The sequence below is a fragment of the Pseudomonas sp. BTN1 genome, assembly GCF_001907715.1.
Taxonomy (GTDB): Bacteria; Pseudomonadota; Gammaproteobacteria; order Pseudomonadales; family Pseudomonadaceae; genus Aquipseudomonas; species Aquipseudomonas paracarnis.
Genome location: NZ_MPBM01000017.1, coordinates 20,912 through 36,520 on the forward strand (window position 1 = coordinate 20,912; position 15,609 = coordinate 36,520).

At 61.3% G+C, this 15,609-nt stretch carries 13 protein-coding genes; 3 read left to right on the top strand and 10 right to left on the bottom strand.

The genetic code is table 11. The features are described from left to right. Nucleotides 1-5: 5 nt before the first annotated feature. The 6 genes from BMH52_RS06610 to BMH52_RS06635 form a co-directional block, all read right to left on the bottom strand. On the bottom strand, nt 6-917 hold the full coding sequence (locus tag BMH52_RS06610; RefSeq protein WP_014717839.1) for a glycosyltransferase family 2 protein: 912 nt from the start codon (nt 915-917) through the stop codon (nt 6-8). Further along, nucleotides 917-2,377 (bottom strand): mannose-1-phosphate guanylyltransferase/mannose-6-phosphate isomerase, encoded by a 1,461-nt coding sequence (locus BMH52_RS06615; protein WP_014717840.1) that lies wholly within the window; start codon nt 2,375-2,377, stop codon nt 917-919. The genes BMH52_RS06610 and BMH52_RS06615 overlap by 1 nt, the downstream gene beginning before the upstream one ends. Next, nucleotides 2,377-3,816 (bottom strand): undecaprenyl-phosphate glucose phosphotransferase, encoded by a 1,440-nt coding sequence (locus BMH52_RS06620; RefSeq protein ID WP_014717841.1) that lies wholly within the window; start codon nt 3,814-3,816, stop codon nt 2,377-2,379. The genes BMH52_RS06615 and BMH52_RS06620 overlap by 1 nt, the downstream gene beginning before the upstream one ends. A gap of 415 nt (nt 3,817-4,231) precedes the next feature. Continuing rightward, a complete protein-coding gene (locus BMH52_RS06625) occupies nt 4,232-6,718 on the bottom strand; it encodes a TonB-dependent siderophore receptor (RefSeq protein ID WP_072435699.1) in 2,487 nt (828 codons plus the stop codon). 104 nt (nt 6,719-6,822) lie between these two features. Further along, a complete protein-coding gene (locus BMH52_RS06630; protein WP_019818717.1) occupies nt 6,823-7,773 on the bottom strand; it encodes a FecR domain-containing protein in 951 nt (316 codons plus the stop codon). Continuing rightward, nucleotides 7,760-8,275: a sigma-70 family RNA polymerase sigma factor gene (locus tag BMH52_RS06635; protein WP_014717844.1), complete on the bottom strand. Its 516-nt coding sequence runs from the start codon at nt 8,273-8,275 to the stop codon at nt 7,760-7,762. The genes BMH52_RS06630 and BMH52_RS06635 overlap by 14 nt, the downstream gene beginning before the upstream one ends. A gap of 169 nt (nt 8,276-8,444) precedes the next feature. Here BMH52_RS06635 and BMH52_RS06640 point away from each other — a divergent pair, with 169 nt between their 5' ends. Beyond that, nucleotides 8,445-9,074, top strand: coding sequence for a LysE family translocator (locus BMH52_RS06640; protein ID WP_072435697.1), 630 nt, complete (start codon nt 8,445-8,447; stop codon nt 9,072-9,074). Nucleotides 9,075-9,803: 729 nt separating this feature from the next. Continuing rightward, on the top strand, nt 9,804-10,058 hold the full coding sequence (locus BMH52_RS06650) for a DUF6124 family protein (protein WP_019818714.1): 255 nt from the start codon (nt 9,804-9,806) through the stop codon (nt 10,056-10,058). 165 nt (nt 10,059-10,223) lie between these two features. Here the strand turns inward: BMH52_RS06650 and inhA are convergent, their stop codons facing one another. Then, nucleotides 10,224-10,904 (bottom strand): isonitrile hydratase, encoded by a 681-nt coding sequence (gene inhA, locus BMH52_RS06655; protein WP_019818712.1) that lies wholly within the window; start codon nt 10,902-10,904, stop codon nt 10,224-10,226. An 89-nt stretch (nt 10,905-10,993) separates the two neighbouring features. Here inhA and BMH52_RS06660 point away from each other — a divergent pair, with 89 nt between their 5' ends. After that, complete coding sequence (locus BMH52_RS06660; protein ID WP_014717847.1) at nt 10,994-11,962, top strand: GlxA family transcriptional regulator; 969 nt, start codon at nt 10,994-10,996, stop codon at nt 11,960-11,962. Here BMH52_RS06660 and BMH52_RS06665 read toward each other — a convergent pair. Genes BMH52_RS06665 through BMH52_RS06675 form a run of 3 tightly spaced genes read right to left on the bottom strand, consistent with a single transcriptional unit; the run spans nt 11,948 to nt 15,466 of the window. Next, entirely contained in the window at nt 11,948-12,859 is a 912-nt protein-coding gene (locus BMH52_RS06665; protein ID WP_072435694.1) for an alpha/beta fold hydrolase, read from the bottom strand. The genes BMH52_RS06660 and BMH52_RS06665 overlap by 15 nt on opposite strands. Then, on the bottom strand, nt 12,847-14,673 hold the full coding sequence (locus tag BMH52_RS06670) for a glycoside hydrolase family 15 protein (RefSeq protein ID WP_019818710.1): 1,827 nt from the start codon (nt 14,671-14,673) through the stop codon (nt 12,847-12,849). The genes BMH52_RS06665 and BMH52_RS06670 overlap by 13 nt, the downstream gene beginning before the upstream one ends. Next, complete coding sequence (locus BMH52_RS06675) at nt 14,666-15,466, bottom strand: glucose 1-dehydrogenase (RefSeq protein WP_072435693.1); 801 nt, start codon at nt 15,464-15,466, stop codon at nt 14,666-14,668. The genes BMH52_RS06670 and BMH52_RS06675 overlap by 8 nt, the downstream gene beginning before the upstream one ends. Between the last annotated feature and the right edge of the window lie 143 nt (nt 15,467-15,609).

Sequence of the window (15,609 nt, forward strand, 5' to 3'; positions counted from 1 at the left end):
ACGGCTCAAGTCCAGTAGGTGGAAAACATGCCCAGGCGCCGTTTAAGCGCGTTGGGCAGGTGGCGTTCAAGGTGGCCGAGGCGATAGCCCAGCAATTTAAAGGCACTGCGCACCACCACTTCGGGGGCGCGATACAGCGCGTTGGCCTCGCGCAATGCGTGCAGTTCGGCCAGCACATAACGTTTGCCTTCGCCGCCGGCGTCGCCAAACGCCTGGCGAATCCACGGTTCGCGGCCGTAGAACACACCGATATCGAAGTAGCGGCGAAACTCTTCCAGCAAGCGGTAATCGTGGGAGTGATACACCTGCGCGCTCGCGGCATAGCGCACCTGGTAACCGGCCAGCAGCATGCGCGCGGCCACATAGGCGTCTTCACTGCCAATCACATCCCGGGGGAAACCGCCCACCGCGCTCAGGGCGCTGCGCCGGTACACCGAAAACGAGTCAGAGCTGAAGCAGGTCTTGATGCCCAGTTGCGCTGCATCGTCCAGGCGCTTGGTGCGGCTGGCCGCCGGGTAATTGAAGTGCCGCGACTGCGCGCCGAGCACGCCGGCGCCGGGGTGCGGCAGCTGCCGTCCATAGGCCACGCCATTGAGCGGCTCCAGTTGCAGCTCGCTGATCAGGTTGGCGAAGGTCTCGGCGGTGGCGGGAATCGCGTCCTGGGTCATCACGATCAAGGCGTCGCCGCCCACCTGTTCACTGGCCCAGCGCCGGGTGCCGCCGTGGTTGAAGTCGCGGGCATCAATCACCTCCACACGTGCGCCAAACTCGCGAAAGCGCGCCACGGTGTCATCGCTCGATGCGCTGTCGACCACCAGCATCTCGTCCGGTTGCAACGTCTGCATGCGCAGCGCTGGCAACAGGCGGTCCAGGTGACTGGCCGCGTTGCGGGTGGGGATGATCAATGACGTACGCATCAGGGCTTCACTTCAACCGGCGCGCGGCCGTAGATGTCGTCATATCGCACGATGTCGTCTTCACCCAGGTACTCACCGCTCTGTACCTCGATCATCACCAGGTCGATGATGCCGGGGTTGGTCAGGCGGTGCTTGTGCCCGGCGGGAATGTAGGTGGACTCGTTCATGTTGAGCAGGATCTCGCGTTCGCCATTGGTGATCATCGCTGCGCCGCTGACCACTACCCAATGCTCGCTGCGGTGATGGTGCATTTGCAGGGACAGCGAGCCCTTGGGCTTGACCACGATGCGCTTGATTTTGAACCGCGTGCTTTCCTCCAGCACCGTGTAGGTGCCCCAAGGCCGGGTGACGGTGCGGTGCAGGCTGAACGCCGGGTGATTCTGGCGCTTGAGTTCGGCAACGATATGCCGCACGTCCTGGCTGCGATGGGCGTCGGCGATCAGCAGGGCGTCCGGGGTGTCGACGATGATCAGGTCGCGCACGCCCACCGCACCGAGTACCCGCTTGGGCGAATCGATGTAGCAGTTATGTACGTCGTGCAGGATCGCCTCGCCATTGATCTGGTTGCCATTGTCGTCACTGGGCGTGAGTTGGCGCAGGGCTTCCCAGGAGCCGATATCGCTCCAGCCAATGTCGCAGGGCACGACCGCAACCTGGGCGGATTTTTCCATCAGCGCCACATCAATGGAGATATCCGGCGCGGTGCCGAAACCTTCAGGGCTCAGTTCGCGCTGGCGGCTGCTGCTGTTTTGCAGGCTCTGGCTGTGCTCCAGTGCAGCCTTGGCCGCCTCCAGAACCGCCGGGGCGTGGCTGGCCAATTCTTCCAGCAGGGTGGCTGCCTTGAAGCAGAACATGCCGGCATTCCACAGGTGCTTGCCGCCGTCCAGGTAGCCTTGGGCGGTGGCTTGGTCGGGCTTTTCGACAAAGCGCTGCACCCGAAACCCAGCGCCCAGTGCCGGCCCTTGTTCGATATAGCCAAAGCCGGTTTCTGCTCGGTCAGGCTGGATGCCAAAGGTCACCAGGTAACCGGCCTCGGCCAACGCGCGGGCTTTTTCCACCGCCTGGGCAAAGGCGCCTTCATCGAGGACCAGATGATCGGCCGGCATCACCAGCAACTGCGCGTCTGCGCCGAAATGCTCCTGCACATGCAACGCAGCCACGGCGATGGCGGCGGCGGTGTTGCGGCCAAACGGCTCCAGCAGCAGGTCGAGGCCCAGGCGCTGGGTGTTCACCGCGCGGTAGTCGTCCAGGGTGCGAAACAGCAGGTCGCGGTTGGTCACGGTCAGGATGCTGTCGACGCCCGGCAAGTGACTGGCCCGCAGGAAGGTCTTCTGCAACAGGCTCTGGTCGTCGCGCATGCGCATGAACGGCTTGGGCATGTTCTGCCGCGAAACCGGCCACAGCCGCGTACCCGAACCACCGGAGATGATGCACGGGATCAATCCGTTAAGTGGGTTCATCAATAGACTTCCTTGGTGGAAAGAACGGCCGGGACCGTCATGAAAACGATGTAGAGGTCCAGCCACACGGACCATTTGGCGATGTATTCCAGGTCGTATTCGACCCGTTTCTGAATCTTGAACAGCGTGTCGGTCTCGCCGCGGTAACCATTGATCTGCGCCCAGCCGGTGATGCCAGGCTTGACCCGATGGCGCGAGCTGTATTCGCTGACCGCTTGCTCGAAAGGAATCCCGGCCGCCTTGGTGGCCGTGGCGTGGGGGCGCGGGCCGACCATCGACATATTGCCCAGCAGTACGTTGAACAGCTGGGGCAGCTCATCGATGCTGGTCTTGCGGATGATCCTGCCGACCCGGGTAATGCGCGGGTCCTGGCGCGTGGTCTGGTTTTCGGCGTTGAGGTCGGTCTGTTCGACGTACATCGAGCGGAACTTGAATACCCGGATCAGGTTGTCGTTGTAGCCAAAGCGCTTCTGGCGAAACAGCACCGGGCCCTTGGAATCGAGTTTGATCGCGATGGCGGTCACCAGCATCACCGGCGACAGCAGCAGCAGGCCGATGCTGGCCAGCAGCAGGTCTTCACAACGTTTGATAAAGGGCGACCAGCCCCGCAGTGGCAACTGCGAGGTGTTGAACATCAGGATGCCGCCCACATCGGTGATGCGGTTATGGCCGTAGCGCAGGGCGGCCATATCCGGCACCAGCATGACGTTCACCGACATCTGCCGCAGGCGCTTGACCAACCCGTTGATGCGCTGCTCGGCGGCCCAGGGCAGGGTGATCATCACCTGGTTGACCTGTTCGGAGCGGATCAGCTTTTCCAGATCGCGGGTATTGCCCAGCAACGGCAGGCGGCTCAATTCCTTGGGAATGCGCTCGGTACGGTCGTCGATAAAACCGATCAGGCCGGAGCGGATGTCACTGTTGCGCGACAGGTGTTCAGCCACATGCACGGCCGTGTCGGTAAAGCCCAGGATCACGGTGCGCTGGAGGAATTTGCCGTTATCCATCAGATGGCGGTACAGGCGCAGCATCAATATCCGCTCCACGCCAAACAGCACCAGGCTCATGGAAAACCAGGCCGCCAGGTTGCGTGGGCTCAACTGTGGGAACAGCAGCAGGATCTGGTACATGAACAGCAGGATGCAAAACGCCGAGACCCAGGCCACCAGCATCACGCGAAAACGCAGGCGGTTGCTGAACAGATCCTCGGAGTACACCCCCAGAGCCTGGAACAGAATGATGGTCAGGAGCGCAAAAAACACCAGCAGGCCCAGGTAGTGGTTGCGCATGTGCTCGGCGACGGGGTCCGGGTAGAACAACAGAATAATGGCCGGCACCACAGCCGTAAGGCCGTGGATCAGTTTCACGAAAACGACAAAAAACTCAACGAAACCGGGACGAGTCAGAAACAGGCTATCGACCGACGATTTACCGCGCATAAATCAGATCCTCAATACACCACCAGAACGTTCCTATTCGTTTGCTCATCCATAAGGCAGCTTTGCTTTACAAGTGGTGCAAATCGAACAACTGCTGTTGCTGGGTAATACGTAATGCCTGTTCAGACGCAGGAATTTACGGAGTGATGGCTAAGTAGTGGCTCTCTTGAGGGTCCGTGTCAATGTTTTGGCTTTTTGGCCTTTGCCGTCAATGGCTCTCGTAAGGCCTCCATGATATGACGATTAATTGACATAAAAGGGGACGCTTTCAGAAAAATCGAGAATTGATGCTGGCTTTTTGGAGTGTAGGAACAAACGTAGGGATTTGCCTGGCAGCGAAAAAAAGCTTTCTGACGATGGCAGGAAGGGGAAGTTGTAGGAGCGAGCATGCTCGCTCCTACAGGAGGGGCAGTGGCTAGAAGTTGCCTTTGAGGCTCAGGGTCAGGTTGCGCGGCTCTCCATAGAGATTACCCCAGCCTGAGGTGCCCACGGTCTGGTAGTAATTTTTATCGAACAGGTTGTTGCCATTGAGCGCCACGGTCCAGGTGTCATCCACCTGATACGCCAGGCGTGCATTCCACAACGCATACCCGGCCTGTTCCAGTTTGATGGTTTGCAGCCGGTAGTTGCTGCTTTGGGCGTTGACCCCTGCGCCGACTGTCCATTTCGACAGCGCACCGTCCAACTGGTAGTCGCCCCACAAGCGCAGCATATGCCGTGGCACGTAAGTGTTGGACACCGCGCCTTCGGCTGCGCTGTCGATGTTCTTCAGGTTCTTGGTTTGCGTGTAGGTATAGCCGCCAAACACTTGCAGGCGCTCGATCAATTCGCCGCTCAGCTCGGCCTCGACCCCTTGGGCGCGAACTTTGCCCGTGTCGGTGTAGCAGTAGCCGTCGGAGGAGCTGCCGCAGCGGGTCTCGAAATCGGTTTGGGCGGCGTTTTTTTCGATGGCGCGAAACAGCGCCAGGGAGCTGTTCAGGCGCCCGTCAAACCATTCGCCCTTGATGCCCAACTCATAGTTCTCACCCATTTTCGGCTTGAGGGCCGAACCGCTGACCGTAGCGTAGGAGCTTTGTGGCTGGAAGATATCGGCGTAGCTGGTGTACACCGAAAGGTTGTCATTGAGGTCGTAGATCAGCGCGGCGAACGGCGTGACCACCCCGGTTTCCTTGGTGCGTGCATCCTGGTCGGTCCACTCGCCCCAGGCCAGGTTCAGGGACTTACGGCGGTTTTCATACCAACTGACGCGACTGCCCAAAACCAGCATCAAAGGTTCGGCCAGACGCAGGCGCAAGGTGGCGTAGGCACCGTATTGAGTGGCGGTTTCCTTGACCGTGCCGCCACGGTACATGTTGGGCCAGAAGGTGTCGTCGGCAGGTTCCGGGAAGTGGTGGTTGGGGTTGAAGACGCTTTGGCGCTGGGGCAGGTTGCGGATCGCATAGACATCGTCCTGGGTACCACGGCTGCCATTGGCGCCGAGGATCAACTCATGTTGCAGGCCAAAGGCTTCGAATTGACCATCGATGTAGGCGTCCAGGCCGTAGTCTTTGTGATCGTAGTCCAGCAAGGCTGCGTAGCTGGTGAGCGTGGGGGCCGGGTTGCCATAGTCCACGGTGCTTTCGCTGGCGGCGTATTTGATGTCTTGCAGGTTGCGGCTATGCACGGCGCTGACTTTGAGCTTCCAGTCGTCGTTGAAGTGATGGGTCAGATCGGCGAACAGCGTGGTGCGCTGGCTTTGCCAATCGTTCCAGGCCTGGCCCAGGCAGGTGGAGCGGCTCAGGCCGAGGCTTTTGCCGTCACGATAACGCGGCAGGCCGCTCCAGCACGGCGTGGAGTCGACATCCTCATAGCTGGCCCCGAAGCCCAGGGTGGTGTCAGGGCTGACATCCATGTCCAGGGCCGCGTAAAACGCCTGGTCCTGACGCTTGGCAAGGTCCATGTACGAGCCACGATTCTGTTGGCTAACCGCCGCGCGGCCACGCACCGTGCCGCTGTCGTTCAATGGGCCGCCGGTGTCGAATTCGGCGTGATAGTTATCCCAGGTGCCCGCCGAGAGGCCAAGGCTGGTGGTGGGCTTGTCCTGGGGCCGTTTGCGTACGAAGTTCACCGCACCACTGGCGGTGCCGGCGCCCTTGAGCATGCCAGCAGCGCCCTTGAGGACTTCCACCCGATCATAGATCGCCATGTTCGCGCTGAAACTGTCGGCCTGTACGTAGTCCTTGCCGATATCCAGTGGCACGCCGTCGAATTGGTATTGGCCGAGCATCTTGAAGCCCCGGGAGTAAAAATACTTGCCGCCCATGGGTGATTCGTAGCTGGTGATGCCTGGGGTGCGCTCCAGCAATTGGTCGATGGTGGTGATGTTCTGGTCATCCATCAGCTTGCGGGTCATCACACTCACCGATTGCGGCGTGCGTCGCAGGCTGTGTTCGCCCTTGCCGATGGTCACGGCGCCGGTGGTGTAGGAGCCGGTGCCTTCGGTGGTGGCGCCCAAACGATCACCGGTGATGGTGGTGGCGCCCAGGTTCAGCGTCGAGCCGGCTTGCTGCTGGGGTAGCAGTAACCAAGCGTTCTGGCCCTGGCTTTGCGCCTGCAAGCCCTGGCCCTGAAGTAACCGGTTCAGGGCCTGTTGTGGGGCCAGGGTGCCGCTCAGCCCCGGGCTGCTTTTGCCTGCCACGCTGCCAGCGTCATACGACAGGCTGATACCGGCCTGCCGCGCAAACTGATCAAGGGCGCCCGCCAGCGGCCCAGGCGCAATATTCCAGGCGCGGGCCTGGCGCTCGCTGCCGGGCTCCTGGGCACTTGCGGTATACGGCAAGGCGCTGGCCGCCACGCACGCGCCAAGGAGGGTGGCATTGAGGGCGTGCCTGAGGGGTGAACGTTTGGAGGGGAACGCTTGCATGACCGCGGGATGCTCCTGAAGGAAGTGGACAACACGGGCCTGTTGATCGGCCTCTCCTTACAGGTCGAATGGCAATGAGAATTCACCTCATTTATTTTGCAAGGTCACACGCGAGCGGAGACGGTCACCCAGTAACGGCTACGGTAGGTCACATCGATAGCCAGCGATTGCGCCACCAACTTGAGCACCTGGTCGGTGTCGTCCAGTTGGTAAGTGCCCGACACCCGCAGCCCCGCCACGGCTTCGCTGCAACGCAGCAACCCATTGCGATAGCGGCCCAGCTCGGCCAGGAAGTCCTCCAGACGCATGTTGTGGGCGCTGATCACGCCGTCACTCCAGGCCCAAGGGTCCAGGCCGTTGTTGGGGGACGGGCGGATACCGCTACGGTTGAACACTACCTGTTCGCCAGGCTTGATCACTTGGCGTGCCGTGCCGTCATGGCGGTCGGCAAACACCGCCACCGCACCCTGCTGCACGGCCAGCAGGGTGCCTTGGGGTTCTTCGCGCACCAGCAAGCGTGTGCCCAGGGCGCGTAGGTAACCGTCGCGGGTATGCACCCATAGCGGACGGCGGTCGACGCCGGTATTGATCAATATTTCACCCTGGCGCAGGTTCACCAGCCGTTGTTCGGCGCTGGAGGTAATGTCGACGGCGCTGGCGCTGTTGAGCTGGACTTTGCTGCCATCCTCCAATGCTACCCAGCGCCGCTCGCCAGTGGCGGTGCGGTAGTCCGCCATCAAGGCGGGCAGGGGCGTGTAGTCGCGACCCAGCCAGGCCAAACCTGCGGCGCCGGCAAACAGCCCGAGCATTTTCAGACCTTCACGACGGCTGATGTGCTGGCGTGCGCCGTCGAGTGCATGGCGACTGACATGCGCCGGCAAGTGGTTGAAATCGTCATTCAGGGTGGCGACCCGTTGCCAGGCCTGCTGATGCGCCTCGCTGGTCTGCAGCCACTGCTCAAAGGCCGCGGTGCTGGCGTCGTCGGCGGTGTTGTAGCGCAGCTTGATCATCCACTGGATGGCCTGGTCGACCAGGCGCGAGTCAGGAGTCGGCATAGCGCAACCGGTAACAGGCGTGCAGCGCCTTGGACAGGTCGCGCTCCACTGTGGCCTTGGACACGCCCAGGCGCAGGGCGATCTGTGGACAGGTCAGGCCGTCCAATTGGGCCAACAGAAACGCCTCGCGCACCCGTGGCTTGAGCTGGTCGAGCAAACGGTCGATGCGCTCCAGGCTGTCGAGGATCAGCAGCCGTGTTTCCTCGCTCGGCACCTCCATTTGCGCAAAGTGCGCCAGGCTTTCCAGGTAGGCGCGTTCCAGTTCGCGGCGCCGGTATTGGTCGATCATCAAGCTGCGCGCGATGCTGCTCAGGTACGCGCGCGGCTGCTGCAAGGTCTGTTGCTGACGCGCGTTGAGCAGGCGCACGAAGGTGTCCTGCGCGAGGTCGGCGGCGCGCTCATGGCAACCCGTGCGCCGGCTCAACCAGCCCCGCAGCCAGGAATGGTGGGCTTGGTAAAGCTGGCCGATGGCAGCAAGGTCCAGTGGGTGATTGCTCGACATGGTCATCCTGGCGCAGCAGGCTTAATTGATAATGTTTCGCATTCTAGACGTTGGTTGTGGCATTCAGCAATCACTCGGTTCGCTGCGTGAGCAATGTATCCAGCACAATTTTTTGTAGCGCCTGCCAGCGCCGATTAATCTGGATTTTTTCCCAGCGGACGGTTCGACCATGATCAGCCTCGTCACACTTGGTGTTTTTTCCGGCGCTGTGTTGCTGTTGTTGCTGTCACCGGGGCCGAACATGGCATTTGTCATCAGTCAGGGCGTCACCCATGGCTGGCGCGGCGGCGTTGCTTCGGCCCTGGGCATTGGCGTGGCCGACCTGTTGCTGACAGCGTTGACCGCCATGGGGGTGACGGCGTTGGTCGCCAGCTGGCCGCCGGCATTCGACCTGATCCGTTATGCAGGCGTGATTTACCTGCTGTGGCTGGCCTTCAAAACCTTGCAAAAACGCCCCGGCCTGGACACCGCTCGCGTCGGTCGCGTGGCGTTGGGCCGAGTGTTTCTGCAAGCCATACTCAACAGTTTGCTCAACCCCAAGGCGTTGTTGTTTTTCATGGTGTTCCTGCCACAGTTTGTGCGGCCCGAGGCGGGGCCCATCGCCTTGCAACTGATGGTGCTGGGCGGCGTGCTGACGTTGATCGCGAGCGTGTTTCACATGCTATTGGGCCTGTTTGGCGGGGCGCTCAGCCGCTTCTTCGCCAAGCGCACCAAAAGCGCCTGGCTGCAGAAGTGGGGCTTGGCAACGGTGCTGACGGCGTTGGCCGTGCGCTTGGCGGTGATGTCGCGTCCTGCCTGAATGACAGGCGGGAAGCCAAGCAAGTTTCTTGTGGCGGGGGAGCTTGCTCCCGCAACGGCCCGACAGCCAATGCTCATCTACCAGACACCCCGCAATCCAACTGTGGGAGCTGGCTTGCCTGCGATGACGGCATGCCAGCCGACGCCTATCTACTTGGCACCCCGCAATCAAACTGTGGGAGCGGGCTTGCTCGCGAAGGCGGCCTAACAGGCGACGCAGTTATACCGAGAGCATATCCATTCCTGCGGTAACCGCTACTTAGGGTTCCGCCCTGACGGTTAACGGGGCGCCTAAGATCAAAAGCAGATCAAGAGCGGCTCGCTTCGCATCGTGGTTACAGTCGGCTACAACCGGACAGGCCGTTTAGCACCGAAAGAATCGCAAGAAGTTTCGTACAGCAGCCTAGGACTCACCTTGCGTCCAGGCGCTGAAGCCGGTTTTTTCCCACAACCCTTTAAGGTTGCTGCTAAGAATGGTCATCACTAGTCTTGCCCAGTCGCTGCCAATTCAGCGACCGGACGTGAGAAATCCGAACTACTCCATTGGCGCAAAAGCGCTCACCGTATACAGTGCACGCGCTTTTCGGCTCGCTGTTATGGCGGCTGTGCGCGGGCACGCTTCGGCGTGGCCAAGCTCCTGGGGTCTTGGTTTTCTCACTCCGCGTACAGCTGCCACCTTCAGTTCGTGAGAAAAACTCGGTGGTAGTCCATTACTCTCAGGAACTACATCATGATCAAAGACAGCCCCAATCCTCCTTCAGATTCAAACCTGCTCTTCACCCTCCATCCCAACCTCGACACCGAAACCCTGCTGGTCAATGCCTCTCAGGATCTGGACTCCATCAATGCCATTGCGGCGCACCTGGCCTTTGAGGTTGAAGGTTCGCAGCGCAGTGTAGTGCTGGGGATTTGCCGAATGGTGGAGGGCGTTCAGTTGCTGGTTGATCGGGTAGTAGAGGGAGGCGGCGAGACGCGAGCGCAGTAACGGCGATGCCCGTCAGTTAAGAAGCAGCGCTGTACTGTGGCGAGGGAGCTTGTCGAGGCGTCGAACCGTCCCGCCGGACTGCGTAGCAGTCCCATTCTTCTCGAACCAAGAACGGGGCCGCTTCGCGCCCCAGCGGGAGCAAGCTCCCTCGCCACGAATAAACATTCACCCCAACCGCGCAGCTGCCCGCGCAACAATCTCCCCGCGCACTCTGCGTGACTCCACCGTGCGCTTGTTGGCTTCCTCCAGCACATGCCTGGGCGCCGTCTCCGGGCGGCCTGAGTCAAACGGTGGGGCTGGCGCGTATTCGATCTGCAGTTGCACCAGTTGCGCCGCCGCTTCGCTGTACAACTCCGCGGCCAGAGTCAGGGCAAAGTCGATGCCGGCGGTGATCCCGCCGCCGGTAAACAGGTTGCCGTCACGCACCACACGTTCCTGTACGGGAATAGCACCGAGCGGGGCGAGCAGGTGGTGGTAGGCCCAATGGGTGGTGGCCTTGCGACCGCGCAGTAACCCTGCCGCGCCCAATACCAATGAACCGGTGCACACCGAGGTCATGTAGCGCACTGTCTGTGCCTGGGCCTTGAGGAAGTCCAGGGTTTGCGGGTCTTCCATCAAAGGGCCCACACCGGCGCCGCCGGGTACGCAGAGCACATCCAGGTTCGGGCAGTCGGCATAAGTGATGGTCGGCGTGAACACCAAGCCCGTGCTGGAGGTGATCGGCGCGAGGTCTTTCCACACCAGGTGCAGTTTCACGTCTGGCAGCGAACCGAGGACATCATAGGGGCCGGTAAGGTCCAGTTGCTGGATGCCGGGGAACAATAGAAAACCGATCTGCAAAGTCATGGTTCAAGCTCCGAAAAGGAATGGACGTCCTCACTGTAGAAGCCTAGGCTTTGGCGAGTACGCCATAGAGCCCACTAATCGCGCCAATCATGCCAAAAATTATTCATGTACTCGCGTTTGAGAATGCCCAGGTGCTCGATGTCACCGGGCCTCTACAAGTGTTCGCATCGGCTAACGATCTGGCGCGCCAACGTGGTTTGCCATTGCCCTACGCGGTCAACGTCATTGCTACTCAGGCTGGGCCGGTAATGACGTCGGCCGGCCTGGCACTGCTGGCCGAGCCGCTGCCCGCCATTGACCAGCCCTGCGACACGCTGGTGATCGCCGGTGGCTGGGGTGTGTACGGTGTTGCCGAGGACCCGACGCTGGTGCAATGGGTGCGTGATAAATCCCTGCACACCCGGCGCATGGCCTCGGTCTGCACCGGGGCTTTTCTGCTGGCCGCCAGTGGTCTGCTTGATGGTTGCCGCGTGGCCACGCACTGGACGCGCTGTGAAGAACTGGCGCGCAAGTTCCCTGCACTCACGGTGGAGGCCAATCCGATTTTCATCCAGCAGGGCGCGGTGTGGACGTCTGCTGGCGTGACCGCCGGGATCGACCTGTGCCTGGCCCTGGTAGAGGATGACCTGGGGCGTGCGATTGCCCTGGAGGTGGCGCGCCACTTGGTGGTGTTCCTCAAGCGCCCTGGCGGTCAGTCGCAATTCAGCGTGACGTTATCTCTGCAAAAAAGCGACAGCCGTTTTGCCGAGCTGCATGCCTGGATCGCCGATAACCTGACGCTGGATTTGAGCATCGCCACCCTGGCAGCCCAGGCTGGCATGAGCGAGCGCAGCTTTGTACGCCATTACCGCACCGAGACTGGCCAAACACCGGCGCGGGCCGTGGAACTGATTCGCGTCGAAAACGCACGCCGGCAACTGGCAGACAGCACGACCTCCATCAAACGTATCGCCATGCAATGCGGTTTTGGCTGTGAAGAGACTTTGCGCCGCAGCTTTCTGCGGGCCTTGTCAGTGACGCCCCAGGCTTATCGAGAGCGTTTTTCACCGCTCCAGTAGTTCCAGCAGTGCTTCAAGCGTGACCTGCGGCGCTTCCTGGAAAACATTATGACCCACGCCGGGCAACACCTGCCGGCGATAAAAGCCGCTGAAGTGCTCCACATCGTCATCCACAAGCGGCGGCGGGCCCACACCGTCATCGGCCCCACACAACGAAATGCTCGGTACCGATATCGCCGGTTGGGGCACCAGCGCCTGCTCGATGTATTCCAGCGCGGGATCACCCGGCGCATACATAAAGCGATGGCGATAGGAATGAATCACCACCTCGACAAAATCCGGGTTATCAAACGACGGCGCGGTCAGGGCGTAGCGGCTTGGCCCTTCGGCCCAGGACGGTGACCACAGCGTCCAGAGCAATTGGCAGAGTTCACGCCGGTTGGCCGTCAAGCCGTCGACCCCGCGCTGGGTGTGAAAGTAGTACTGATACCAGAGCCGGTGCTCTGTCTCAGGCGGCCGGGGTTTGAGCGACTGGCTGATGGCCTGGATGTTGTAGCCATCGCCGGTCACCAGCCCGCGCACCCGCTGTGGCCATAGCGCCGCGACAATACAGGCGGCGCGCCCACCCCAGTCAAAGCCGGCGAGGGTGGCTTGCGGGATCGACAATGCATTCATGAAGTCGAGCAAATCCTTGGCCAGCGCCGCCTGTTGGCCGGAGCGCATCACTTGCGTGTTGATAAATCGCGTCGGGCCATAACCGCGTAAATACGGGACCAATACCCGATAACCACGTTCAGCCAGCACCGGCGCGATGTCGTCGTAGCCCCGTGGGTCGTAAGGGAAGCCATGCAACAGGATCACCGGTTCGCCATCGATGGGGCCGTGGGTTTCGTAAGCCACATCAAGTAGAGTTGTGCGCACATACAGCAGCGGGGCAGGGGACGTCACGGTTGCCATACGGTTTTCTCCCCGCTGAGTTTGCGGTCCAGGAACGTTGCCGCACTGATCAATGCCAAGTGGCTCAAGGCCTGGGGCGTGTTACCCAAGTGCCGGGCCTGGCTGTCGAACTCTTCGGCGTACAACCCCAGCGGGTTGGCGTAACGCAGCAACTGCTCGAACTCCAGATGGGCTTTTTCGACTTGCCCGGCGCGCGCGAGGCATTCGACGTACCAGAACGAGCAGGCGGCAAACGCGCCTTCGACGCCTTGCAGCCCATCGATCTGGCTGTCGTCATTGCGGTAGCGGTAGACCATGCCGTCGCGCACCAGGCTTTTCTGGATCGCTTCCAGCGTCGCCAGCCAGCGCGGGTCGGTGGCTGCAACGAAGCGCACCAGCGGCATCAACAGCATCGAGCCGTCCAGCGCCGTACTGCCGATATGCTGGACGAAATGCCCGCGTTCTTCGTTCCAGAAGTTGCTCCAGATGTCGGCGTAGATCGCCTGGCGCGTCTGGTCCCAGCGTGCGAACGGGGCCGGCAGCGAACGTTTGGAGGCCAGGCGAATGGCACGGTCCAGGGCCACCCAGCACATCAGGCGTGAATGCAGGAAGTGGTGCTGCTCACCGCGCATTTCCCAGATGCCTACGTCTTTGCGGTTCCAGATCTCACACACTTGGTCGACCACTTCCACCGTGTGTTTCCAGCCTTGGTGGGAGATGGCTTCGCCGTACTTGTTCACCAGATAGACCGCGTCCATCAGTTCGCCATAGATATCCAGCTGGATCTGATCGAACGCCTCATTGCCCACCCGTACCGGTTGGGCGCCGCCGTGGCCGCTCAAGTGGTCGAGGGTGGTTTCCGGCAGTTCCTGGCGACCGTCGATGCCGTACAGGATGTTGATCTTGGTCGGCTGGCCGCAGCAGTCGCTGACCCGACCCCTGAGCCAGCGCATATAGGCGTTGGCTTCCTCGACGAAACCCAGGCGCATGAACGCATAGACGGTGAACGACGCATCGCGGATCCAGGTATAGCGGTAGTCCCAGTTGCGTTCGCCGCCGGGCGTTTCCGGCAGCCCGAACGTGGCCGCGGCGATAATGGCGCCGTGTTTGCGCGAGGTCAGCAGTTTCAGCGCCAGTGCCGAGCGGTTGACCATCTCGCGCCAGCGCCCGCGGTAGTTGGACTGGCTGATCCAACCGCGCCAGAACTTCAAGGTGCGCTCCAGGTAGAGGTCAGTACAGTCGTTGGTGACGCGCGCATCCTCCTGGCCACCGAGGACAAATTCGGCGCCTTCATCCTGGGCGAGGGTAAAGGTGGCGATGGCGGTGTTGTCTTGGAGGGTCAGCGACTGGCTGCCGGTCAGGCGCAGGCCGGGTTGGCCGTTGGCGGTGAACACGACACTGGCAGCCTCGGCCTTCGCCTCGGTAGCGGCCCGGGCATAGTCGTGGCGCACGGCGCAGCTTAAGTGGATAGTCGCCTTGCCACTGACCACCCGTACCCGCCTGATCAGCAAAGGCAGTTCATCGACGTTTTCGCTGACGGTCAGCAGGTCGGTGATCTCCACCACCGCTTCATCGCTCAGCCAGCGGGTCTGCAGCACGTTGGTGTCGGGCAGGTAGATCTGCTCGCGGCGGGCGTTGGGCAGGTCCGGGGTAAGCTGAAATGTGCCGGCCTCGGGCGTGTCGAGCAATGCGCAAAACACCGACGGGCTGTCAAATTCCGGCCAGCAGAAGAAGTCGATGCTGCCGCGGTCGTTCACCAGTGCCGCGCTGCGCATGTCGCCAATGATCCCGTGGGCATCAATGGCGCTTTGAGGTTCGTTCTTGAAATCAACCATTGCCACGAAACTCCGGGTAGAGGCTCATACCGCCATCGATGAACAAGGTGCTGCCAACCACATAATCAGAGGCATCGCTGGCCAGCCACACCACGGCGTTGGCCACGTCTTGGACGTCACCGACACGACCATAGGGAATCAATTTAAGCAGCTCTTGTTCTGCCGCGCCTTCGGTGGCCGCACGGTTGATCGCCGTGCGAATCGCCCCTGGCGCAATGCCATTGATACGGATGCGCTGTTCGCTGACTTCCTGGGCGAGGGTGCGCATCAGCATCTCCACGCCGCCCTTGGACGCGGCGTAATTCACATGCCCGGCCCAGGGGATGACTTGATGCACCGAACTCATATGGATGATTTTGCCGGCCGCCCGTGACACACCTTCGCGAACGCCCTGGCGATTGAAGATACGCACCGCCGCCCGCGCGCACAGGAACTGCCCGGTGAGGTTGACGCCAATCACCGTGTTCCAATCCTCAAGGGTCATGTCGACCAGATTGGCATCTTTTTGCAGGCCGGAGTTGGCCACCAGAATATCCAGATGGCCGAAGGCGTCGAGGGTTTGGGCGAACAGGCGTTCGACATCAGCCTCCTTGGACACATCGCCGCCAATCGCAAGCGCTCGGCCGCCGTTGGCATTGATCTGCGCGGCGAGAGCCTCAGCCGGTGCCGCCTGGGAGTTGTAGTTAAGCACCACCGCGGCGCCTGCTGCGGCCAGGGCTTTGGCCGCGCCCGCGCCAATGCCGGAACTGGCCCCGGTGACCAGGGCCACTTGTTGCTGCAAGGAAATCTGCATCGCCCACCCACCGTTTTATGAGAGTCCTTCTTGCTGACTGGCGGCGGGGAGCGGAAGTTCACCCCCTCGCGTTTACGCCCAGCGCGGGTAAAAGCGCGACTTTATCGTATGATGCTGAAAACAAAGGGCAATACAGGAAGCGA